Below are 23,772 nucleotides of genomic sequence, written 5' to 3'. Positions count from 1 at the left end.
ATTGAGCCTGCCGACATTGAAACCAACAACATTGATCAATCATCTTATAGATATACAACACATATTTTCAGCTTTATGTATTAACCAGATTTAAAGACATTGGAACATAACGTAACCCATGATTTTCAATGGTTTCATCTTTCACCACAAAGCCAAATCGTTCATAAACAGCTTGTACATTACAGCTTGAATTTACCGTAAATACTGAAACACCAGACTTTTTCACCTCCTGCAAAATAAAGTCCCACATTGTTCGGCCAATTCCCTGAGCTTGCTTCTCTTTCGATATAAAGAAATGAACCAAATGGGCAGGATTCTTATACGCAATAACACCGATCATCTGCTGATGATCGCTATAAACAAAATAGTGAATTTCAGGATTCTCAAGCATTTTTTCAATCATACTTACGCAAAACAGTTGTCGCCCACTATCATTAATTGCAAATTCATCAATAAAAGGCGCAATCAATTGGGTAATTGCAATTAAGTCCTTTGTGGTTGCTCTTCTGATTGTTTTATTCATGTGAGGCACATTTCAATAGTGGAGTAGCAGTAAAAGATCAAAATGCTAAACTTAAGTCTGTAATCAGCATTTCGTTCTCTAGCTAATACTTGAAATGATATATAACAGACTCTTTCATTTTTAAAAATAAACGCACTTATTTAAATGGCTTAGTTCAAGTTAAAATGACGGCAATACTTTACTGATTAAAATTAAATAAAACTTAAAAAATCAAAGCACTTACCATTCCCCACTCATCTTACCCATGATCATTTCATTTATACTGAATTTCGCTACAAGCACTTCATGATGTTTCCATACAAATCCACCAAGATATGATTATCGAATCTAGTTCAGATCTCGAATTATTTAGTGAGAATATGATCATGAAAAAAGTTACATCATTACTTGTTGCAGCATTCACCACAGCAATTTTCGCAGGTTCTGCAATGGCAGCAACTCCAGCACAGCATTCGACTCAAGCGGTTAAAACCCATCAAATGCAAAAACAACATAAAGCTGGTCATAGCCAAAAACACCATGCCGCTGCACAAAAATCAGCAACAGCAAAAAAAGTAGAGGGTAAAGCAGCAACCAAATAATCCACTTTAAAACGTTGTTTTAAAACTGTCGCTTTATAAAATTATGATCCTCATGCTTAAAAGCTACACCAACAGTGTAGCTTTTAAATTTTCAGCGAATGCTCTGGATCGCTTCAAATTCATTCGCTACTTTAAACCGAATTTTTCAACAGGTTTGATTAACCATAAAGACAATTTTCTTAATAAAATATCAAAAAATTGCTGTTGTAACATCCAGCAGGTCAATACAGATAAACCAATACAAATCCCAATTTCCACAAAAATATTAAAATCCAGTTGCCAATAACGTGCAATCAACATCACCACAAAACCATGTAGCAAATACACCGCCAAGGTGTTTTTTCCAAGTTGCACACAGCCAATATTTAATAATTTTGTCCATGCAAACATCGCGAAAATGCCCAAACTCGACATCAATAGACAGCCTATTCTGATCCAAGTACCATCCCACATACTTACCTTAAGTTGCTGATAACTTAAACTGCCATATAACCAAAATGGGTTGATTTGGGTGAAATACACCAAGCTTGCAATACCCATCACGATGAATCCAGCTAAAATTTGAGTGAATTTAAATTGCTGAATTTTCTCGACAATGGTTTTGCCATAAAGTGCACCCACAATAAAAAATGGAAAGAAGCTAAAAATTCTTCCGATTGAGTATTGGTAATTGTTCCATGGGCTTAAGCCGACACATAAAGCAAGAATCAGTGCAATCAGCAGTGCAAATTTTGTTTTTATCAAAAAATGGGTAAGCGTTGTCCATACCATCATGCCCAGCAGATACCATAAAATCCAATAAGGTCGTTCAAACACATTCCAATTGAGCTGAAATTTACCTGACCAGATGGCATCAAATGCAGGAAATAGAATTTGAAAGGGTAAATAGAGCGAGACAAAAAATAGAATATTCTTAAACCATTTACTGTCTTTAAACAACATGCCCGAAATAAAGATAAAAGCAGGCATATGTACAAAATAAATCGTACCTAATAAGACATGATCAATGGGATCTTTCCAACCGATCATGCGTTCTAGAAAATGCCCGAGCACCACAAGAAATATCAGCGTTGCCTTACAACTGTCTAAGTAGGTATCTCTCATCGCAAGGTTGTCTAAAATAGTCAGTGAATAACTGCGATTATATACCTAAAACATGCACTTGCTTTTGATCAATCTCAGCAAGATGCTGGCGATAGATTTTAAAATTTTCCAAATCAAAACACACGAAACTGACTTCCTCTAAGTTGGTCGTCTGGGTTAAAAACTTAGTCACGCTGTTTATAGCGATAAATGCTGCCTCTGATTTAGGAAAACGATAAATCCCTGTTGAAATATTCGGAAATGCCAGTGTTTTTAGCTGATGTTGCTCAGCGAGTCTTAAGCTATTGAGATAGGCTTTCTCAAGCAGTTCATTTTCAGCATGCTGTCCATCTTGCCAAGTGGGGCCCACGGTATGAATCACATAATTACAGGGCAACAACCCCGCTGTGGTAATCACTGCTTCACCAACTGCACAACCACCCTGTCTAGCTCGGATCTTTTGACAATCCTCCAAAATAGCAGAACCACCTTTTCGATGAATTGCACCATCCACACCACCACCGCCAAGTAACGAGGTATTGGCAGCATTCACAATTGCATCCACCTTTTGAACTGTAATATCACCTTGAATTAACCGAATTATTTTCACGTCATGCTTCCTTGCGTATCCTCAATGAGAGTGAATGACATCTTGAATTTTCTTCTTTAAACCGCTTCATGCTACACTCCTTTCAGTTTTAACTTCCCCAAAATTTACAAAACTGCTATGAGTAAAAAGCATCAATACGAGCCTGGAAAATTTTATTGGGCATTTTTACATCCGAAATATTGGGGAATCTGGATTGCGATTGTATTTTTGATGATGCTCGCAATTTTGCCTTGGGCAATTCAGTACCGCTTAGCAACACTGTTAGGCAATATTGCCTTTGACCGACTTAAATCACGTCGTGAAACAACAACGCGTAATTTAGAAGTCTGCTTTCCAGAATGGTCGCCTGAACAAGTCATCGACAACTCAAGACAAGTCTTTGTTGATCAAATGGTCGGGGTCTTTGAAACCTTAAATGCATGGTATTCACCACAATGGTTTAAAAACCGTGTCAGCATTCAAGGGCTAGAGCATATCCAACAGGCCAAACAAAATGGTCAAGGCATACTACTACTTGGCACTCATAGCACCATGCTTGATGCTGGTGGTTATTTATGTGCACAATTTTTTGAACCCGATGTCGTATATCGCCCACAGAATAATCCCTTACTCGATATGTTGATTTATCGTTGTCGTGCAACGATTTATAAAGCGCAGATTGATCATGATGATATGCGTGGATTGATTCGCCATCTGAAAGAAGGTGATGCGATTTGGTATAGTCCAGATCAGGATTTTGGATTAAAACAAGGGGTGATGGCACCCTTTTTTGGTACGCCCGCTGCAACAGTAACGGCGCATCGACGTTTATTGAAAATATCAAAAGCTGTCGCAATTCCTCTGTATTTTTATCGTGACGGTGATATCAAAGATCCAAAATATCATGTACTTATTGAACCTGCTGTTGATCCATTACCCAGTGAAGATGAAATGGATGATGCGATTCGTGTCAATAAAATCATTGAAAATCAACTGAGGATCGCACCGACACAATATATGTGGTTTCATCGTCGCTTTAAAACACGTCCAAAAGGCTACCAGAAAATCTATTAATTTTAAGTGTTTTTGTTTTAACGATCAGGAGATATAAAAATATCTCCTTTTTTATTTTGGTCATCTCGCGTCTAAATAGCATCGTTCATGGCGAACTGTGTCTAGTTACACATGCCCACTTTTTTGATCAAACAAAGCGAATTAAGATTTATCAATAATAGGGTCTGTTAACAATTCGTCTACGTTTGCGACTACGAGTGTTTTTTAGATGATACAAGGCACGAGATATGAAATTTAGTCATTCTAAATAAATAGTTCGTAACGATGTAGCAGCAAAAAACACTCTAGTCCCGAAGGGTTGTAGCTAAAATTATCTCAGTCTGTGTTATGAAACTCGAAAATAGTCTCGCTATTCTCTTCGTTTCATGCCTTGCCTGCTCAATTTTAGCCTACAACGCAAGCCATTTATGAAATGTCAACAGACCCTAAGTGGAATACATTCAAATTTAAGGAAAATAAAACAATGAACATCACCAATAAAGTTCTTTTTTCATGTTTGATCAGTTCCAGTTTGATGTTTACTGCATGTTCAGAGCAAAAAGCAGATATCGCCCAAAACAAAACCTCAGAAACTACGTCTAGTGCAACAACTCAAGGCAATTGGAAAAGCAAAGCGACTGAACTGAGTACAGCCAATGCAACAGAGATTACAACAGACTTGGCTCAACTTAATCAGATCGTCAATCATGCAAATACCCAAGCACTTCAATTAAGAGCGGAGCTTCGATCAACTACTCCCCAACCTGAAAAGCGCCAACAGATTTTACTCAAAGCCAATGATATACAAGCGAAAACTCAACAACAAATCATGGCATTAAATTTAAACAGTAGTGAAGTACAAAGTCTACGCGCACAAATGATTGATAATTTAATCACCAGTCAGAAAATGTATACGCTTTCAACAGCCTCAGATTTTAATGCAAATGCACCCAGTGATGAATTTAAGCAACTTGGTAAACGTTCAATGGCGCTTCAACAAAAAATTTCTGCTGAAATGGACGCCTTAAATCAACATTATGGAAAATAAAAATAATTTGGATCATAAGTGGGTTAAGTAGAAAAACTAACCTTTCCATACCCGAAAACGCGCCATCGCCCAAATCACATAAGGCCAAAAAATCATATTGACTATGCTATGGATACTTTCCCAAATACGCCAATAGCCTCTACCAAAAATATCTGCGCGTGCATTAAAGATTTCAATTACAAAGGCAAACACCACTGTGGCGATAATCGCAAAATTTGATTTAAGTTGTCTTTTATGAATTGCAGCAACAATAAAATAGATGATTAAACCTGCATAGATAAATAAAGCATCACTACTTAAACCAGTAAAATGTTTAAGACTTGAAGCGAATTCTTGAACTTTTGCGAGAAACATAGCCACTCTTTTTTATTTTCAATTTTGTCTATTCTAAATTATATACCATAAATAAAGCATAACCCGAGTTCTGCATCCTGCAAAACTCGGGTTCATGAGGTTGTGCTTTCACATCTTATTCTTATTTTCTTGGTTATCCATTCCAACATCAAATCCTTGATGATTGCTCCATCGACTTCGTCTTCCTTAGTGAGATTTTCCGTTCTCATTCCCTGTGTCGATAAGTAAAGATTAAAACGAATATGCTTTGCATGCTATCCGCTTAGGGCCTAAATCCATGTAAGTAATTGCTTACAAAAATCAGCCATTTTTTAATTTTATTGTCAGACAATCAGGTTCCAGCTTTATAACTTTGCGCAATTTCATCAGTGACCAACTTCTCCTCTTTCTCTGCTTTTTCAATCCCTTCCTGAATTGCCTCTTGCGCTTCCCTTTCATCTGCATCGGTTTGCTCTAACTCTTCTTGAGTTTGCTCAAAAATACGCCCTGTTTGTAATACCACATAAATCGGAAAATGATCTGAACCCACATGAGGTAGCCGCTGCATATGTACTAAAGCGAAATCTGTACTATGAAATAAATGATCCAAAGACCATCTTAAAAATTTATAGTCAGCATGGAAGGTGTTGATATATCTGCGCCCCACACGTGGATCAAGCAAACCACTAATACGCTGAAATAAACGTGTTGTGCGTGACCAAGCAACATCGTTTAAATCCCCCATAACAATACAGCTCTCATCCAAGTCTTTGATCTGATCCCCCACAATAAGCAATTCAGCATCACGTAAAGTCGAGTCTTTGGCTTCTGTTGGGCTTGGTGGTTTGGGATGTAAACAATACAGTTGCACCGCTTGCCCAGATGGTAAAATCACCGTGGTATGAATAGACGGAATTTCATCACTGAGAATAAATTTAACCTCTGTATCAACCAACTTGAGTTTGCTATACAAATGCATCCCATAGAGATTGTCTAAAGGTATAGCCACACGATAAGGATAGTCTTTTTCAATTTGAGCCAATTCATTTTGCCAAGTTTGATCAGTTTCAAGTGTCAAAACAATATCTGGCTGGTGCTGTTCAATTTGCTCAAGCAATAAGTGATATTCATCATTCGGTGTCAGCACATTCGACACAATCACTGAAATTTGCTGATCAGGATTAAGCTGATCTTTGCTCACCTGTTTGACTTGTTTCTTCCAAATGAAGGTATAAGGCAAAACCATCTTTAATTGAAAAGCTAAGGCAGCTATCAATAAAAATAAAATCACTTCACGAGCCAAGTCCCACGGCGCTGTCCAAAACAACATCAAGACCAAGGCAATCAAACCAACAAATAATATCTGCAAGCGTGGAAAATCAGCACCTCTAAACCACCATTCATCACGGGGAATCAGTGACCAGAAACTTAGCCAAATCACGATCAACGCAAGTACTTCTATCCAGATCATATTTTGTCACTCTTATATTCTTAATTTTTGAATGATTCATAAATTAATATCAATTTTGCATGTATCATAAACAAGATATATTGCACAATATAGTTGTGTTTTCATTGTGTATGCTATTGCAGTTACACACTCTTTTGATACACTCAAACCCCCTTTTATTTTTTAACGCACCGAGGCAAAGTGACATGAAAGTAGGTCTGGTCGGTTGGCGCGGGATGGTTGGTTCTGTCCTTATGCAACGTATGGTTGAAGAGAATGATTTTGCTCATTTTGAGCCATTCTATTTCTCTACCAGTAACGCAGGTGGTGAATCGCCTGCTTTTGGTGGTAAAACTGCTCCAGCACTTATGGAAGCGACGGACATTACCAGTCTGAAGCAAATGGATGTCATTATTACCTGTCAAGGTGGCGACTATACATCAGAAGTCTTTCCTCAGCTAAAAGCTGAAGGTTGGAAAGGCTATTGGATCGATGCAGCTTCTACATTACGTATGGATGATGAAGCAATCATCGTACTCGACCCAGTCAACTTAAATGTTATCAAAGACGGTTTGGTCAATGGTATTAAAACATTTGTTGGCGGTAACTGTACGGTTTCTTTGATGTTGATGGGCATGGGTTCACTGTTCCAACACAATTTGGTGGAATGGATGACGGCAATGACGTATCAAGCCGCTTCAGGTGCTGGCGCGCAAAACATGCGTGAGCTGATCACAGGTATGGGGTATTTATATAACAATACTCAAGACTTGTTAGATGATCCACGTTCTGCGATTTTAGACATCGACAGCCGAATTGCCGAATTACAACGTGGCGAAGGTTTTCCGAAAGCAAACTTCGGTGTGCCTTTAGCGGGTTCGTTGATCCCTTATATTGATAAGCAACTTGAAAGCGGTCAATCTAAAGAAGAGTGGAAAGGTCAAGTTGAAACCAACAAGATCCTAGGTAATGCTCAGATTGTTCCAATTGATGGTCACTGTGTACGTATTGGTGCAATGCGTTGTCACTCTCAAGCCTTAACATTGAAATTGAAAAAAGATGTTCCGCTTGATGAGATTGAGGACATGATTCGTCAGTCTAACCAATGGGCAAAAGTGGTTCCAAATACACGTGATGCATCAATGACGGATCTTACTCCAGTCGCTGTAACAGGAACTCTATCTGTGCCAGTAGGTCGTTTACGTAAATTAAATATGGGTAAAGAGTATTTAGGCGCATTCACTGTAGGTGACCAATTACTTTGGGGTGCTGCTGAGCCTTTACGTCGTATGTTACGTATCTTAATCGACTATAAAAATGCTTAAAGTCACAAAAAACTCATAAACAATGAAAAAGCCGATCTATCTTGATCGGCTTTTTTATGTAACTATATTTATGTAACTCTAATGTTAATATTTTACATATAGACTACAGCTAAATATTGTATTATGGGGATGCCTTGAACTTTGTCAGAGCAATGGATAGAGATGACTGTATATAACAAATTAAAAATTGCCATTTTAGCCATCATGACGTCGCAAGCGGTGAGTGCGATTACAATAGACCCGATTCAAGTTCAATCAGGGTCTGGTGATCTGCTTTATGCTGAAATGAAGTTTAGTAATGCAAATCCAAATGAAAAAATAGAAGTCGGATTAGCCGATGCAGATGATATTCAAAATATTGGCATTTCCACGCAAGCACCTGGACATTTAAATTTCTATACTCGTCGTTCAGGAGATGGCACTGGGGTGATTGTGATTACCTCTTCTCGTCCGATTGTTGAATCTGAATTAAATATATTATTAAAAGTCAAAGAAGGGAGTGCGACCCATATTCAGCAGGTCAAAGCCCCATTGACCCGTGGGCGTAGCAACGTCCCTGCTCCAATGAGCAATGCTTTAGTCAAAGAAAAGCCTCTGACACCTCAAATCATCGTCAGTGAAAAAGATATTGCATTAAATTTACCAACCAGCACGCAATACCACGTGACAACGCCAGAAGTCGTAACTCCACCAGCTATGGCAACCAAAGCAACGACGACAACGGATTCAGCTGGTACTTTAGCGATTAATGTAATTGCACCACCAGCACTCAAAACAGAACAAAAACCAACCACAGTTGCGACAAACACACCGCCTGCGGCTACAACCAATACTCCGAACCCTCTTCAAAGCAATCATCAAAGCAGTGCTCAGAATACGCCACAAACACCGACGGTAACTGTACAACAAGTGCCTCAGCCACCAGCCGAAAAAGCACCAGTGCAATCTGCAAAAGCTCAGACCCCACCCGCTAAATTAGACGAGCAAAAAGCAGAATCACAAAAGCCAAAAGATTCCAAAGCTGAGACCAAGCAAGCAAAATCGAATGAGCCTCGCGTAGCGAAATCGAAAGCGGAGTCACAAAAAGCGCTTAAACAGGAAAAAACCAATAAAGCATTAGATAAACAACCTAAGCATATTGTTCAGGCCAATGAGTCACTGTGGAAAATTGCTTCTCGGATTGCAGCAGAAACTAATCAAAGCGTTCCAGAAGTGATGCGACAAATTAAAGCAAATAATGCCAATGCGTTTATTCAAGGTGATGTAAACCGTATTCGTCGTGGTGCTGCACTCAATCTTGCAGCCAGCTATCGTCAAATACCACAAAGCAAAAATAAAGTTGCAACGGCTGCACCTGAAATTGCCAAAAAGCAATCGGGTTCTGCCAAATATCGTTTAGACCAAGCAGAAATGAGTTTAGTCGCAGACAATGAACAACCCGCTGCTCAGAGTCAAGGAAAGCAAAATACACAGTTGAATCAGACCACTACTGAATTATCTACAAAAGTTATGACTTCTCGTGAAAAAACGGTTAAATTACAGAAGAATGTGAACCAACTTGCAGCAGGTTTACAACAAAAGAATCAGCGAATTCAATTATTAAATGCTCAGCTCGCTCAATTGCAACAGCAATTACAACAGCAGAATGCAAAAAAACCAAATAGTTAGGATATTCAAAATATTGATTCATTGTGCTCAATGAAGGGGAAATAAAATGTTGTTGTATGTGATTCCATTTGTTCTACTCTTGGTCGTGGCGATCGTGCTCAAAAAACGAGAGGATGCCAATAAAGAGAGCGCCAGTACCAATAACAAAAAAAGTAACAATAAAAAGACGTCAAAGAAAAATGTTGCACGCACTGCGCGTACCTCAAAAAAACAACAGACCACTGTTGTTGAAGATGAAGTTATTGTTAAACAAGCAACAAAACCATTAAGCCCTGAATTAAAAACTAATATTGAAAAGCTAATTACTGAGAAAAACTATTTTTCTGCTGAAGCAAAAATCAATCAAGTTTTAAACCAAGATAATGCTCAACATGAACTTTATCTTTATCTTTTAGATGTGCATCTGGCACAAAAAGATGAATTTGCAGTGAATCAGTTGATTAATCATATTCGTTCATTGGGCTTAGACGAAATCGTCATTCAAGCCGAAGAACGACGAAAAGCCAATCAAGCTGATCACCCAGTTGAATCGATTGCTTTTGAACCATCAAGCCCTGTCGTGCCAGAAAGCAAAAATACAGCTGCCTTTGATGCCTTGATTGGAAATACAGAAACAATTTCACAACCCGCTGTATCTAAAACCGAAACGCAAAATCTGGCACAAGTCGATGCGCTAGAATTCGATCATTCAACGCTTGTTGAGCAGAAAGTTGAGACACCGCAACAACCTGTTCAGCCTTTAGAATTTAATTTAGATCCTGCACCTGAAAAAGCGCCAACAACAACACCTGAGCTTTCTTTTGAAGTAGTTCCTCCTGCCCCAGAAATTAAAACTGAAACTGTCAAACCGTTAGAGTTTACGTTTACAGCAAATGAACCTACAACAGTTCCAGTTGAAAAAGCGGCAGAAGTTGAAATCGCACCAGAATTCAAACTTGATTTTGCTGAACCGATTACGCCAGTAGCTACTGAAGAAAGCACACCAGTACGTGATTTTGAATTTAAACTAACGCCTACTGAACCAGAGGCACAGCCCACTTTTAGTTTTGATTTAGATCCAAAACCTGAAACAGTTGAGCAAGTGCATAGTACAGCAACACTTAGCCTTGAAACGCCTAGTGAAGCTGAAACCAGTCTGGCCATAAATGCAAACGACCCATTACTCCATTCATTCCCTGAGCTGGCTCAAGTGAATGAAGTTCAATTAAATTTAGACCTTGCTCAACAATATCTAAATTTGGGTGCATATGCTTCAGTTCGTGAGCTACTCTCACAAAATGAAGCAGCGTATACCGCTGAACAACGCCAACAATCACAAAATTTACTCAATCAAATAGCTTCTTAAATCTATTCGTCTTAAGATAAAGCAGTCATGAATGGCTGCTTTTTTATTATGAACAAAAAAATTGCTTTAATTTACATGGGTGGAACTTTTGGCTGTATTGGCGAGCCTTTAGCACCGATGCCTGATGCTGAGTTTATTCCACAACTCAAAAAGGTCTTAGCACCTCAGTTTAAAATTGAGTGCTTTAAGGCGCCCAGTATCAAAGACAGTAGTGCATGCACAGCCATTGACTGGCTTATGCTGATTCAACAAATACAAAGCCTACAACTCCAAAATTTCCAGCACTTTGTCATTATTCATGGTACAGATACGCTCAGTTATGCTGCTGCGACCTTATCTCGCTTTTTAGCTGAGTCCTGTCATGTCGTCCTTACTGGAAGCCAATATCCACTGCTCAATATTCAAGGGGACAATACTCGAGAATTCACCGATGCGCTGGATAATTTAAATACTGCACTGGATGCCGTCACTCGACTTCCTGTAGGCGTGTATTTGGCTTTCTACCATCAAGTGATTCATGCAAGAACCACATTAAAAGCCCATAGCACTGCTTTAGATGCGTTTAAAGGACTCAAAGCCGAACAGCAAATAGCGGTAGATCATTCTGTCATTCAGGTACAACTTTCACATATCGAAAAAGCCAAATCGCTCAATATCGTCAATTGGATGATGGTGCCGACTGAAATATTACAGTTTGAACATAATCTGGAAATTTTCTCCAAACATGCTCCGCATTTCTTGATCATTCAAGCTTATGGGGTAGGTAATTTAGCCGTAAATGCGGGCATTATGCAAAAAATTAAAAGCTTGCAGGAAAATGGCTGCCAAATCATTTTATCGACTCAAGTGCCTCTAGGCGGCATGGATCAACGCTATGCGATTAGCCAATGGATCAAAGATTCAAAAATTTTAGTCAGTGATGCACTGAGCCAAGCAGATCTTTATGCCAAAATTGTTAAAATTTATTTACAATACCCCTCTTCGGAACAATGGCATGACCATTGGTATGATCATCCTGAATAGAGGTATTTATGCAACGTTTTGCAATTGGTATTGAGTTTTGTGGCATGCGATATAAAGGTTGGCAAACTCAACAGCCTGGCGTACGTAGTATTCAGGAAACCATGGAAAAGGTGCTCAGTAAAATTGCCGACGAGCCTATTATTTTACATGGTGCGGGTCGTACTGACGCGGGTGTCCATGCGACCAATATGGTGGCCCACTTCGACACCAATGCGATTCGCCCTATACGAGGTTGGTTAATGGGTTCAAATAGTCAATTGCCCAAAGACATTTCAATCCAATGGATTAAAGAAATGGATAATGATTTCCATGCACGCTTTAAGGCAAAGGCTCGTCGTTATCGTTATGTGGTCTATCAATCGGCAAACCGCCCAGCCCTGTTACATAAACAAGTAACACATGCCTATTATCCACTCGATGTGGATAAAATGATTGAAGCGGCGCAAAAATTTCAAGGTACGCATAATTTTGAAAGCTTTCGTGCTGCGGCATGTCAGTCCAATCAACCTGTACGTCATGTCAAACATTGCCGCTTAATTCGCCATGGCAACTATCTAGTTCTCGATATTCAGGCAGATGGCTTCTTACACCACATGGTACGTAATATCATGGGCTGCTTACTTGAGATTGGCCAAGGTCTATATGAAGTAGATCATATTGATGAAATTTTTGCGGCACAAGATCGTAAAGCGGCAGGAATCACCGCACCACCAGATGGACTTTATTTTATTCATGCAGATTACCCAGAACAATTTGAATTGCCTCAACCACCGTTAGGGCCACATTGGTTAAATATGCCTGAATAATTTTTGCGGCTACATATAAAAAATCCTTCTCAATAGAAGGATTTTTTATATTAAAACTGCTCAGTTCGTTTCCTGCAAGCGTACTATTTAACGCTGTTTACGCTTTCTATATTCCACAGGCGTTTCATTGGTCCAACGCTTAAATGCGCGGTAAAAAGTACTTGGCTCAGAGAATCCAGTCAAATAAACAATACGCTCAACACTTTCGGTGGTATTGGCCAATAATTTCTTGGCTAAGCGACAACGATAATCTGAAAGAATTTGCTGAAAGCTGGTGTTGGCTTCCGAAAGCTGTGTACGTAAACGACGTGGGGTAATGCTGAGTTGTGCAGCAACAGTTTCAAGGGTTGTTTCACCACTTTCCAAGGTTGAGCCTATCGCACGGCGTACTTCACCCACCAAATCATAACGTGCAAGCTCTTGTAGTTTTTCAATTGCAAGTTGTTCATGCAATTGCAATAACTCAGGCTCCGCTTGCCACAATGGATATTCTAAAATTGAAGGATCAAAATAAAGACGTGTCTCCTTTTGCCCTAAACTGACAGGACAACCATAAACACGATAATACTCACCATCAGAAGCACCATTGGTGAAATTAAAATCGATGTAAATCGGTTCAAAACGTCCTTCAGTGATAAATTTAAAGAAGCGTAAAATCCCTGAAATAGCACATTCTGAAAAATGACGATTGACGATGTTCTCACCCCAAGGCTGCTCACCATTGGTTAAATAACAACGGCCATCGTCATCAATGATCAATTTGGCATGAAATGCATCACTAATTAAACGTTGATAAGCCAAAGCACGCTTTAAGCCTTCGCCAAAGTTTTCACTTGAAATAAACAGGTGTTCGATTACTTGCCCACGATACAGTGGCAAGTGCTCTCCGAGGTGTAAACCAATATCTGGATCATTACTGACTTCCTCCGCAGCGACCCAAAATGCAAATTGTGCATTCAACGGTGTTCGAGCATTTTGGTCAACCTGACCCAATGCTACCCCAGCCTTTGATAATATTTCTTCTGTCGGCAATCCTGCACGACGGATCGCTTGATAGCCTAATCGTAAAACAACCGAAGCATCAGTTAGCTGACTCACGCAGTGCCCTTCCTTGTATGTTATTCATTTATACTTAAAACATTTAATTTAGATTACAGTCGATTGACCAAACTGACAATATTTATCCGCTTTTTTTTGTAGAAATTGTTTAACAATATGTTCGCTTATTTTCAAGTCATCTACCGCCTTGTAATGCCGAATATTCTTGTCTTTCTGCAAAAAATTGCCTATAATTTGCGCCTTTCCAATTTGATCATCAGGTAGGCTATGGCCAATAAAGAGGAACTTATCGAGTTCGAAGGCGTTGTCACCGAAACGCTTCCTAATACTATGTTCCGTGTGCGTTTAGAAAACGGTCACGAAGTGATTGCTCACATTTCTGGTAAAATGCGTAAACACTATATTCGTATTTTAACAGGCGATAATGTAAAAGTTGAAATGACACCATATGACTTAACAAAAGGTCGTATTACATATCGTGCACGCTAAGTTTTAGTGTAAGCAAAAGCCACTTTTAGGTGGCTTTTTCATTATCCACAAGATTTACCCTCCTGCTTACGATCTTTTATCGTCTGGCAACTATACATCTGACACATTAAAATCTGTTTCCTATACCTATTTATCACTTGTAATCCATTTACTTCAAAGTTGATAGCACTAATTTGTTCTAAATTTTAATACGACTGATCTTTTCACAGCTTCACCAGTTCTGTCTGTTTGACGCTTTTTTAATAAAATCTATACCACTTGGTTTGCTCTGCAACCAAGCTACATACATATGACTGTATATTTATTATACTGAATAGAAATCATTTCTAAATTAAGTTAACTATGGATCAGGTGAAGCTTATGAAAATACATGTATGCATGTTTTTATACGCATCTATTGCACTTGTTGGATGTAAAAGCTTAAACACCCGACCTGCAAATTTAGATCAATATTTACAGCAATTCATTGGTAAAACCAGTGCTGAAATTCAAAGCAATTTAAATTTTAAGGCAATGGGGTATCAGGTAAGCGATAAAATCCAAACCAGTAATAGCACCTTAAGCTATACCATCCTTAGACCAATCAATATCCCCATGGCAGGAGGCAATGCGACTGTAGGCTCTAATGCAATGGGTATGCCAGTGATTCGTTATGATACGATGGGCACACCAAGCTATGACATAAATTTTAATTGTAAAGTCACTTTCCAATTAAAAGATGGTGTTGCTGAATCTGTAGAGTATTTAGGTCGAGCCTGTTAGCTATTTTAAAGCGAATCTAATACCCATCGCTATAATGGCGAGAAAATGGATAGACTTTTATCAAAACTTATCAAAAGCTAAAATTTAACAATAAAAAACACAGCTTAAGCTGTGTTTTTTATTACCAAGCATTTAAAACAGGTATTTAAGCAATCGCTGCAACGACAGCTTCACCCATTTCAGCCGTACCAACTTTACGCATGCCATCAGACATAATATCGCCAGTACGCAAGCCTTGGTCTAAAACTTGCCCTACAGCATCCTCAATGGCTTTTGCAGCCACTTCTTCACGGAAGGTGTAGCGTAGCATCATTGCCACAGAAAGAATGGTAGCAAGTGGATTGGCAACGTTTTGCCCAGCAATGTCAGGAGCAGAACCATGACAAGGTTCATACATACCTTTGCCATTCTCATCTAAAGAAGCAGATGGAAGCATACCAATAGAGCCGGTTAGCATTGCTGCTTCATCGGAAAGAATGTCACCAAACAAGTTCCCTGTCACAATCACATCAAACTGTTTTGGCGCACGAACCAATTGCATTGCTGCATTATCGACGTACATATGTGAAAGTTGAATATTTGGGTATTGTTGTTCTTTAAGTGCAGTCACTGTCTGCTTCCAAAGCTCAGTCACTTCAAGCACGTTGGCTTTATCCACTGAACAAACTTTACCGCCGCGTAAGTTTGCCATTTCAAAAGCAACTTTTGCGATACGTTTAATTTCAGACTCTGAATAAACGTCGGTGTTATAACCTTGCTTCTCACCATTTTCGAGTTCACGAATACCGCGTGGTTGACCAAAGTAGATGCCACCCGTCAGTTCACGAACAATAAGGATATCTAACCCAGAAACAATCTCTGGTTTAAGACTAGACGCATCCGCCAATTGTGGATAGAGAATTGCAGGGCGCAAGTTAGCAAATAGATTTAATTCACTACGAATTTTCAATAAGCCACGTTCTGGGCGAATTGAACGTTCAATATTATCCCATTTTGGACCGCCTACAGCACCCAGTAAAATTGCATCTGCTTTTTTCGCTTGCTCCGCTGTTACAGCTGGGTAAGGTTCGCCATGTTCATCAATTGCTGCGCCCCCTAACAAACCCTGTTCCCATGTTAAACCTAAATTAAATTTATCATTGACACGTGTCAGTACTTTTTCAGCAGCAGCAACGATCTCAGGACCGATACCATCACCTGCCAAAATCAAAATTTGTTTAGACATTTGTAGTTCCATTTATTTTTCAGTATCTATACTGATGTGAGATTAAATCTTCTGTTCAACAAATTCGCTCACGCCAGTCACCGCATTATGCGGGCGACAAAAACGGCGAATTGTCCGTTTTTCTTGAATCATATCGACACATAGCGGTGTCGGTGAAGAAACATTCAGTAAACTTCCTGAACCCTGTGACCTTAAGCGATACATCTTAAATGTGTATTTTTGATTTGCTTTAAAATCATGAATAACATGGAAAACTTCAGCATGCTGTTTAGTGATTGGATAGAATCGAATCACCATCTCATATTGCTGAGGTGGAATCGTTAAATAAACACCATTTTGATCTAAAGGCTCACCCGTTAATTTGAGATAACCCTTTTGAATGGCGCTACGATTGGCACGTTGTGCACGTTCATCCATGATAATCACATCATTTAAGCGCGCAAATTCACAATGCTCTGCACCTGAACAATAGACAGAAACCGAATTTTGGCTGACATGTTTATTTTCAGCTTGCTTAATACGCATTAAATCAACCATTTGAGTGGATTGACATGCACTAAGCATAAAGCTTGTTAAACCGATTAAAACACTGCAACTCAAAAACTTAGTCATTGCTCAACCCCAACCCTCACTTCACTGAGTCAACATTCATTTTGTTATACTCGCATGTTAGCAAGAGTTAGGCATTCACGCTATGTGTAAAATGTTCGCTGAAAATTAACCTTGAATTTCAGCAAATACCCAAGGGCGTGATTGTTTGGTTTTTTCTTCATAAGCACGAATTTCATCCGCAGCTTGTAAAGTCAAACCAATATCATCCAAGCCATTCAATAAACAGTGTTTACGAAATGGATCTACTTCAAATTTAAAAGCTTCACCACTTGGTGTACGGACTTCTTGAGCTTCTAAATCAATGGTTAATTGATAGCCTTCCTGAGCAGCACATTCTTTAAATAATTGATCCACAACAGATTCAGGCAAAATCACTGGCAACATGCCATTTTTAAAACTGTTATTGAAAAAGATGTCAGCATAGCTTGGTGCAATCACAGTACGAAAACCATACTCTTCCAATGCCCAAGGCGCATGTTCACGACTCGAACCGCAACCAAAATTGGCACGAGAAATTAATACAGATGCCGCTTGGTAACGTGGCTGATTCAAAATAAAATCAGGATTCTTCGGACGTTTAGAATTGTCTTGCCCCGGATAACCCTCATCTAAATAACGTAATTCATCAAATAAGTTATCCCCAAAACCGGTGCGTTTAATTGATTTTAAAAACTGTTTTGGAATGATTAAGTCGGTATCTACATTGGCACGGTCTAAGGGTGCAACAATACCCTGTTCAACGGTATAAGCTTTCATGTCTTTGCTCCTTAAGCCTGATTAGAATGAACGTACATCAACAAAGTGACCTGCAATTGCTGCCGCAGCTGCCATTGCTGGACTGACAAGGTGAGTACGTCCACCATTGCCCTGACGGCCTTCAAAGTTACGATTTGAAGTCGATGCACAATGTTCACCCGGTTGTAACTTATCAGCATTCATCGCCAAACACATTGAACAACCTGGCTCACGCCACTCAAAACCTGCTTCGATCAAGATTTTATCTAAACCTTCCGCTTCTGCTTGTTGTTTCACCAAACCAGAGCCTGGAACAACCATGGCCTGTTTAATACTAGACGCTACTTTTTTACCTTTTGCCACTTCTGCAGCAGCACGAATATCTTCAATACGTGAGTTGGTGCAAGAACCAATGAATACGCGGTCTAATTGAATATCAGCCAATGCCTGACCTGCATTTAAACCCATATATTGATACGCACGGGTCCAGTCATTACGCTGCACATCATCTTTGGCCTGTTCCAAAGTTGGAACTGCTTGAGAAACAGGAATCACCATCTCAGGAGAAGTGCCCCAAGACACTTGTGGTTCAATTTCTTCACCATTTAAAACCACGATCGTATCAAAATGTGCATCTTCATCAGAATGTAAAGTATTCCAATACGCGACTGCCGCATCCCACTGTTGGCCTGTTGGTGCATAAGGACGATCTTTAACATATTCAATCGTTTTATCATCGACCGCAACCATACCAACACGCGCACCGCCTTCGATTGCCATATTGCACACGGTCATACGCCCTTCAATCGACATATCACGGAATACCTGACCACCAAATTCAATCGCATGCCCGGTACCCCCAGCGGTTCCGATTTTACCAATAATTGCCAAAACCACGTCTTTTGGTGTAACGCCTTGACCTAATGTTCCGTCAACACGCACCAACATGTTTTTCATTTTCTTCTGTACTAAGCATTGTGTTGCCAATACATGTTCAACTTCTGACGTTCCAATCCCGTGCGCCAAACACCCAAATGCGCCATGTGTTGCTGTATGCGAGTCACCACATACCACCGTCATACCCGGTAAAGTTAAACCTTGTTCTGGCCCAACAACATGTGCAATACCTTGACGCACATCGTTAATGTCAAACTGCACTACATTAAAGGTTTTACAGTTATCGTCTAAGGTCTGAACTTGGATACGAGAAGTATCATCTTCAATCCCTGCAATCCCTTCTGAACGCTCTTTGGTTGATGTCGGAACATTATGGTCAGGTGTTGCAACGTTAGCACTTAAACGCCAAGGTTTACGCCCAGCAAGTTGTAAGCCTTCGAATGCTTGTGGAGAAGTCACTTCATGCAATAAATGACGGTCGATATAAAGTAATGCTGAGCCATCATCACGTTGTGTTACAAGATGGTCATCCCACAATTTGTCATACAAAGTTTTTACTGATTCTGTTTTTGCTTTTTGGTTTTCGCCTGCCATGTCGAAATGCTCCACTGGACTGGGTAATTCTTTCATTCACTCAATTATAACCACGTTTTTACATAAATCTAATTTATCATTTTTATTAATTTAAAAACTTTTTGGAATTAATTTTATTCAAATAAATGCTCCTAAAATCACCTTTATAAAGTATTTAAATCAATGATATATTTTCAATGACTTTAAAAGCACTTGGCTTAATCATCAAGAAAAAAATAGAGCTTAGACCAATAAATGTACGTCCTAAACCATAAATTAAGCAAATCCATTATTTAAAAAGAACTCAATACGTCCTATATCAACAATCACGATGCAATGTATAAAGAATAAAATATCGCTTTATCCAATCAACATTAATCAAAAAAACCTTTTTACATTACAATTGATAATGATTATTATTTAGCTATTGAATTAATAAGTGGTGATTCTCATGGCGAGTATCCAAAATTTCCTACAAAGCAATCAACGTGTTTTCAAAAAAACCTTAAGCTATTACATCATGCATATCACAGTAGCAATGCTGGTTGCTTATGCGGTGACTGGTAATTTTTGGATGGCTGTGACATTAAGTTTACTTGAACCGACTGTACAAGCATTTGCATTCTTTTTCCATGAAAAGGCTTGGAATAAACGAGACCAAAAGGCAGCACAAAGCACTGAAATTAAAGTCTAAATCAGATATATTTTCTGTGGTTGGAGCTGCTAATCACCACCGCCTCCTCCACAGCTGCTACAACTACTACAAGAGGAAGATGAATCAGAACTTGTACTATGTGAATGGCTCGAATCACTGGATGAACTTGATCCTGAACATGAGCTAGAAGAACATGACGATGTTGCAGAAGCCTGTGGAAAATCTGAAGTTGAACTCATCATTTGGCTATACATTGTCATCATAAACGGTAAGCTAAAAATTAAACCCCGCTCCCATCGAACATGGGCATCAACCTGAAAAATTCGAGGTAAGACCTGTGTGTTTTGTGGATTCAATCCATGTAAAGCACAAGCCCCATGCCAAGTATTGAACAATTGCTGTCTTTGAGCAGCTCGCTGTGATTCTGTTACTTGTAAATCATGCGGTTTATGAATCAGTTCATAACCTAAAAAACGTTGGCTCATGGACTGATAAAAGTCATCAAATTCTTCAATCAATATATGCCATAACGCATCCACTGAGTGTGAAGGCATTGCATAAGCTCCCCTACGCCACAAATGAATTGCTAAATAGTCTTTAAAACCCTCTTCAATCAATGGATAAGAAGATTGTCGAATGTTTGGATGTCTTTGTTTAAAAGCAAGCCAAATACGATTTGGAAATTTAAAATTCTCCAACTCTTGCATTTTTCTTAGGCGATTTAACCGAAGCTTCAACCAAATTATGCTGAGAATAGCGATGATAATGATGGGGAAATAGATATTGAAAAAATATACAAAGATTAAGCCTAGAGCAGAAAATATCAGTATCGTGGTAAAAAATCGAAGCCAAGTTTTAGAGAAGGTATTTCTAGTATGTTGTTGAAAATAGTGAATGGTGGTGTTTGTTGGTTGATTCAAATAACTTTCCTTTTGTTGTTTTTATGCGCTGACTATAAATGAGCTTTGCTTAAATTGTATAGTAAAAAGTTGTATTAAAATTTTTCCAAAGCACGAATAGAACCAATCACTTTGCTAAAAATAAAAAAATTTGAAAATTACTTTGATTAATTCTTAAATTTTCTAAATAATGAATTACGCATAAAAATTCTTTATGGATGGAAATATTATGAATCTCGCTGCTTTTGAAGCCTTTGTCAAAGTTATGGAAACTGGTTCGATTTCTATGGCAGCAGAACATCTGTTTATTACTCAGCCAGCTGTCACCAAACGCATACATAGCTTAGAAGAATATTTCGGCGTCAAACTTTTTGAGTCTGCAGGTCGTGGTGTTCAAGCCACACATGCAGCGCATTCATTATTACCTAAAGTAAAAAACTGGTTAAATGAATTGGGAGATATTCACCATACCCTGAGTCATGAGCAAGGTGAAGTTCGAGGAAAACTCAAGATTGGCACCAGTCACCATATTGGCTTACACCATTTACCGCAGCATTTAAAAAAATATGTACAGCACTTTCCTGAAGTCAAACTAGATGTACATTTTGTGGACTCTGAACAAGCGCATGAACAAGTGCTTGCTGGGGATTTAGAACTGGCATTTTTAACCCTTCCGCCACAAGGTGATGAGCGTTTGCGTTATATCACGATTTGGAATGATCCTTTGGTATTCGTGGTTGCACCTTTTCATCCTTTGGCACAAAAAAAGAACCTTAAGCTTGAAGATCTGATTGAATACCCGAGCTTATTGCCAGCAGCACAGACTTATACCAGTCAAATCACCTTGGCAGAATTTGAAAAGAAAGGTTTAAAGCCAAAAATTACCATGAGCAATAATCCGCTTGAATCTATTCGGATGTTGGTTTCCATTGGTTTAGGCTGGTCTGTTCTACCTAAAACCTTGTTAAATCAAGACTTACAACAACTTGATATTCGTTTTGAAATGAACCGCCAATTGGGTATGGTTTGGCATCCTGGACGTACCCAGTCTAGAGCTGTACAGGAATTGATTGAGATGATGAAATAATCCCTTCAATAAAAATCCCTTATCTTGTTACTCAAGATAAGGGATTTACATATTACACAGGGATAGTCGTACTTATCTTTCCCTTCATTCCCTTATAAAGTCTTCATTGCACAATTTTTTACTTTACTGAGTCTTCATGTAGAGACTCATTTAACTGATCAACCACTAATGCCCATTCACCATCAGATTTAATTTTTTCAGCAAGAAACTGACGTTGTCCCTCACTCCAATAAGATGCGTCTGTAATTAGAGTATCTGCATCCAACTGGTGATTTTCAATAAAACTTTGAATTGCTTCTTCGCTAGAATCCAAGCCGAGTTGTTCAAATAAATTGGTCATTCTTGGACGTGTCTGGCTCATTATATAATCTCCGTCAGTTTTAAAAGTGCTCAAATCAACATAGCATTTTTACACTATAAATGAAGTACAAAATCTTCATTTATAAAAATATTTACAAAACTTCTCATTCTTGACAAAACAATCAAGCCATAAAAAAGCAGTGATCGACACTGCTTTAAATCACAATAATCAGCCCAGCTCAAATCGACCAATCTTGGATATCCCAACCCTGTTCTTTTGCCAGATGCTCAAGACGATCATCAGGATTTACTGCAATCGCATGGTCAGCATATTCCAATAAAAAACGATCATTAATCGAATCTGAATAAGCCCATGATTCAGTGACAGTACGACCATCGAGCCATTGATCCAAACGTGCCAATTTACCTTTTTGGTAACATGGAATATTGATCACTTTCCCCGTGTACTTGCCATCTTTTATTTCAGCATTGGTCGCAATAATTTCGCTGATACCAAATTCACGGAAAATAGGTGCTGTAATAAAATCTGAGGTTGCCGTAATACCAACCAACGCATGGCCTAAATCTTTATGTTTTTGAATCGCGGCAAAACCAGCTGGACGCATTTGTGGACGAATCACTTTTTGCATAAACAACTGATGTAATTCAGTTAAATAATCATTATCGTGTTGAGTAAGAAACTCAAAGACAAATTCATTATAAGCAATTGGATCAAGCTTGCCTGCTTTATAGTCTTCATAAAACTGATCATTCATCGCACGATGTCGGACTGGATCGACCAAGCCTTCATTGACTAAGAACTCTCCCCAAGAATGGTCAGAATCTGTATTTAATAAGGTGTGATCTAAGTCAAACAGCGCCAATTCCATGAAAATACTCGTTTAAACTGAAATTTAAGAAAAAAATTGTAAATCTATCACCGCTAGTCGATAGAAATTCGTTAAGATCATAGCAATTTTAAAACATTATTACTTTGACTTTATCGAGTTGGACAAAAGAGTGTATGTCCCCATATATAAAGTCAAATGAAATTAACAAATTTTAGGTAGCCAAATGATCGACTCAGAAGGTTTCCGACCCAACGTCGGGATCATTTTGGCAAACGATATTGGACAAGTTTTATGGGCAAAACGCATTGGACACAATGCTTGGCAATTTCCTCAAGGAGGCATCCAGTTTGGAGAGACTCCTGAGCAAGCTCTATTTAGAGAACTACGAGAAGAAGTTGGGCTCCTACCCGAACATGTCCAAATTATTGCCCAGACAGATGACTGGTTGCATTATCGTTTGCCGCTTCGATACATTCGCTCGGATTCCGATCCGATTTGTATTGGACAAAAGCAAAAATGGTTTTTACTGAAACTCACAGCTTCAACGAAACATATTCAGTTGAATCTCTCTGACCCGCCGGAGTTTGATCAATGGCAATGGGTTAGTTACTGGTATCCGCTTGGACAAGTGGTGAATTTTAAACGAGATGTTTATCGTAAAGCGATGATGGAGTTATGTATGCGAATGCCGCAATATACAGCTGAAATTTCTTCAAAATATGAATGATTTTTCAAGGTAGTACTGTTATAAATAATACTGATGAAGTCGCTTTAAAACATAGCTTAAATTAGGAGCATACA

26 protein-coding genes are annotated in these 23,772 nt (G+C 38.8%); 13 read left to right on the top strand and 13 right to left on the bottom strand.

All coding sequences use genetic code 11. From position 1 onward, the window contains the following. Positions 1-73: 73 nt before the first annotated feature. Positions 74-523 carry a GNAT family N-acetyltransferase gene (locus tag AC07U8_RS02465; RefSeq protein ID WP_494737259.1) on the bottom strand — a complete coding sequence of 150 codons (450 nt, stop codon included), beginning with the start codon at positions 521-523 and terminating at the stop codon, positions 74-76. Positions 524-888: 365 nt separating this feature from the next. Here AC07U8_RS02465 and AC07U8_RS02460 point away from each other — a divergent pair, with 365 nt between their 5' ends. After that, complete coding sequence (locus AC07U8_RS02460) at positions 889-1,104, top strand: hypothetical protein (RefSeq protein WP_224964682.1); 216 nt, start codon at positions 889-891, stop codon at positions 1,102-1,104. A gap of 126 nt (positions 1,105-1,230) precedes the next feature. On the opposite strand, the gene AC07U8_RS02455 is transcribed toward AC07U8_RS02460, so the two are convergent. Together AC07U8_RS02455 and AC07U8_RS02450 are read right to left on the bottom strand one after the other, a co-directional pair. After that, a complete protein-coding gene (locus tag AC07U8_RS02455; protein ID WP_494737258.1) occupies positions 1,231-2,208 on the bottom strand; it encodes an acyltransferase family protein in 978 nt (325 codons plus the stop codon). A gap of 37 nt (positions 2,209-2,245) precedes the next feature. Continuing rightward, positions 2,246-2,797, bottom strand: a complete 552-nt coding sequence (locus tag AC07U8_RS02450; protein WP_151801778.1) for an O-acetyl-ADP-ribose deacetylase — start codon at positions 2,795-2,797, stop codon at positions 2,246-2,248. Between the two features lie 117 nt (positions 2,798-2,914). Here AC07U8_RS02450 and AC07U8_RS02445 point away from each other — a divergent pair, with 117 nt between their 5' ends. After that, the gene (locus tag AC07U8_RS02445; protein WP_004718060.1) at positions 2,915-3,850 is read left to right on the top strand and encodes an LpxL/LpxP family acyltransferase; all 936 of its coding nucleotides are present in this window, start codon (positions 2,915-2,917) and stop codon (positions 3,848-3,850) included. 463 nt (positions 3,851-4,313) lie between these two features. Next, complete coding sequence (locus AC07U8_RS02440) at positions 4,314-4,877, top strand: PM1805 family lipoprotein (RefSeq protein ID WP_494737257.1); 564 nt, start codon at positions 4,314-4,316, stop codon at positions 4,875-4,877. Positions 4,878-4,913: 36 nt separating this feature from the next. Here AC07U8_RS02440 and AC07U8_RS02435 read toward each other — a convergent pair whose 3' ends face one another. After that, the gene (locus tag AC07U8_RS02435) at positions 4,914-5,231 is read right to left on the bottom strand and encodes a hypothetical protein (RefSeq protein ID WP_151801781.1); all 318 of its coding nucleotides are present in this window, start codon (positions 5,229-5,231) and stop codon (positions 4,914-4,916) included. Between the two features lie 331 nt (positions 5,232-5,562). Further along, on the bottom strand, positions 5,563-6,681 hold the full coding sequence (locus tag AC07U8_RS02430) for an endonuclease/exonuclease/phosphatase family protein (protein ID WP_494737256.1): 1,119 nt from the start codon (positions 6,679-6,681) through the stop codon (positions 5,563-5,565). 185 nt (positions 6,682-6,866) lie between these two features. On the opposite strand from AC07U8_RS02430, the gene asd reads away from it, so the two are divergent. From asd to truA, 5 genes are all read left to right on the top strand, one after another. Continuing rightward, a complete protein-coding gene (gene asd, locus AC07U8_RS02425) occupies positions 6,867-7,985 on the top strand; it encodes an aspartate-semialdehyde dehydrogenase (RefSeq protein WP_004718072.1) in 1,119 nt (372 codons plus the stop codon). Positions 7,986-8,147: 162 nt separating this feature from the next. After that, complete coding sequence (locus AC07U8_RS02420; protein ID WP_096732900.1) at positions 8,148-9,653, top strand: FimV/HubP-related protein; 1,506 nt, start codon at positions 8,148-8,150, stop codon at positions 9,651-9,653. 46 nt (positions 9,654-9,699) lie between these two features. Then, complete coding sequence (gene fimV / locus AC07U8_RS02415) at positions 9,700-10,998, top strand: T4P machinery localization factor FimV (protein WP_494737255.1); 1,299 nt, start codon at positions 9,700-9,702, stop codon at positions 10,996-10,998. Between the two features lie 48 nt (positions 10,999-11,046). Next, positions 11,047-12,021 carry an asparaginase domain-containing protein gene (locus tag AC07U8_RS02410; RefSeq protein ID WP_315078069.1) on the top strand — a complete coding sequence of 325 codons (975 nt, stop codon included), beginning with the start codon at positions 11,047-11,049 and terminating at the stop codon, positions 12,019-12,021. A gap of 8 nt (positions 12,022-12,029) precedes the next feature. Beyond that, positions 12,030-12,827, top strand: a complete 798-nt coding sequence (gene truA / locus AC07U8_RS02405) for a tRNA pseudouridine(38-40) synthase TruA (protein ID WP_004718082.1) — start codon at positions 12,030-12,032, stop codon at positions 12,825-12,827. Between the two features lie 87 nt (positions 12,828-12,914). Here the strand turns inward: truA and AC07U8_RS02400 are convergent, their stop codons facing one another. Next, positions 12,915-13,925 carry an AraC family transcriptional regulator gene (locus AC07U8_RS02400; RefSeq protein WP_004818793.1) on the bottom strand — a complete coding sequence of 337 codons (1,011 nt, stop codon included), beginning with the start codon at positions 13,923-13,925 and terminating at the stop codon, positions 12,915-12,917. Positions 13,926-14,153: 228 nt separating this feature from the next. Here AC07U8_RS02400 and infA point away from each other — a divergent pair, with 228 nt between their 5' ends. Then, positions 14,154-14,375 carry a translation initiation factor IF-1 gene (gene infA / locus AC07U8_RS02395; protein ID WP_004718087.1) on the top strand — a complete coding sequence of 74 codons (222 nt, stop codon included), beginning with the start codon at positions 14,154-14,156 and terminating at the stop codon, positions 14,373-14,375. A gap of 360 nt (positions 14,376-14,735) precedes the next feature. After that, positions 14,736-15,137: a hypothetical protein gene (locus AC07U8_RS02390; protein WP_151801785.1), complete on the top strand. Its 402-nt coding sequence runs from the start codon at positions 14,736-14,738 to the stop codon at positions 15,135-15,137. Positions 15,138-15,282: 145 nt separating this feature from the next. Here the strand turns inward: AC07U8_RS02390 and leuB are convergent, their stop codons facing one another. The 4 genes from leuB to leuC form a co-directional block, all read right to left on the bottom strand. After that, positions 15,283-16,362 carry a 3-isopropylmalate dehydrogenase gene (gene leuB / locus AC07U8_RS02385; RefSeq protein ID WP_419262288.1) on the bottom strand — a complete coding sequence of 360 codons (1,080 nt, stop codon included), beginning with the start codon at positions 16,360-16,362 and terminating at the stop codon, positions 15,283-15,285. A gap of 42 nt (positions 16,363-16,404) precedes the next feature. After that, a complete protein-coding gene (locus AC07U8_RS02380; protein WP_004718093.1) occupies positions 16,405-16,974 on the bottom strand; it encodes a hypothetical protein in 570 nt (189 codons plus the stop codon). A 105-nt stretch (positions 16,975-17,079) separates the two neighbouring features. After that, the gene (gene leuD, locus AC07U8_RS02375; protein WP_004718096.1) at positions 17,080-17,730 is read right to left on the bottom strand and encodes a 3-isopropylmalate dehydratase small subunit; all 651 of its coding nucleotides are present in this window, start codon (positions 17,728-17,730) and stop codon (positions 17,080-17,082) included. A 21-nt stretch (positions 17,731-17,751) separates the two neighbouring features. Further along, entirely contained in the window at positions 17,752-19,200 is a 1,449-nt protein-coding gene (gene leuC, locus AC07U8_RS02370; RefSeq protein ID WP_004818782.1) for a 3-isopropylmalate dehydratase large subunit, read from the bottom strand. A gap of 424 nt (positions 19,201-19,624) precedes the next feature. On the opposite strand from leuC, the gene AC07U8_RS02365 reads away from it, so the two are divergent. Then, positions 19,625-19,873, top strand: coding sequence for a DUF2061 domain-containing protein (locus tag AC07U8_RS02365; RefSeq protein WP_171252552.1), 249 nt, complete (start codon positions 19,625-19,627; stop codon positions 19,871-19,873). Positions 19,874-19,902: 29 nt separating this feature from the next. On the opposite strand, the gene AC07U8_RS02360 is transcribed toward AC07U8_RS02365, so the two are convergent. Then, positions 19,903-20,541 carry a UCP032817 domain-containing protein gene (locus tag AC07U8_RS02360; protein WP_494738572.1) on the bottom strand — a complete coding sequence of 213 codons (639 nt, stop codon included), beginning with the start codon at positions 20,539-20,541 and terminating at the stop codon, positions 19,903-19,905. A gap of 421 nt (positions 20,542-20,962) precedes the next feature. Between AC07U8_RS02360 and AC07U8_RS02355 the strand changes: the two genes are divergently transcribed. After that, positions 20,963-21,820 (top strand): LysR family transcriptional regulator, encoded by an 858-nt coding sequence (locus AC07U8_RS02355; RefSeq protein WP_004718104.1) that lies wholly within the window; start codon positions 20,963-20,965, stop codon positions 21,818-21,820. A gap of 118 nt (positions 21,821-21,938) precedes the next feature. Here the strand turns inward: AC07U8_RS02355 and AC07U8_RS02350 are convergent, their stop codons facing one another. Both AC07U8_RS02350 and AC07U8_RS02345 read right to left on the bottom strand, forming a co-directional pair. Further along, entirely contained in the window at positions 21,939-22,181 is a 243-nt protein-coding gene (locus AC07U8_RS02350; protein WP_004718105.1) for a DUF2789 domain-containing protein, read from the bottom strand. Positions 22,182-22,359: 178 nt separating this feature from the next. Beyond that, positions 22,360-23,010 (bottom strand): HAD family hydrolase, encoded by a 651-nt coding sequence (locus tag AC07U8_RS02345; RefSeq protein WP_004718108.1) that lies wholly within the window; start codon positions 23,008-23,010, stop codon positions 22,360-22,362. Positions 23,011-23,194: 184 nt separating this feature from the next. On the opposite strand from AC07U8_RS02345, the gene AC07U8_RS02340 reads away from it, so the two are divergent. Then, positions 23,195-23,698, top strand: a complete 504-nt coding sequence (locus AC07U8_RS02340) for an RNA pyrophosphohydrolase (RefSeq protein WP_004718109.1) — start codon at positions 23,195-23,197, stop codon at positions 23,696-23,698. The last annotated feature ends 74 nt before the right edge of the window (positions 23,699-23,772 follow it).

Source organism: Acinetobacter sp. GW821-FHT01E09, from assembly GCF_059422385.1.
Note: the sequence above shows the minus strand (reverse complement) of the source record. Positions and strands in the feature narration are given on the sequence as shown.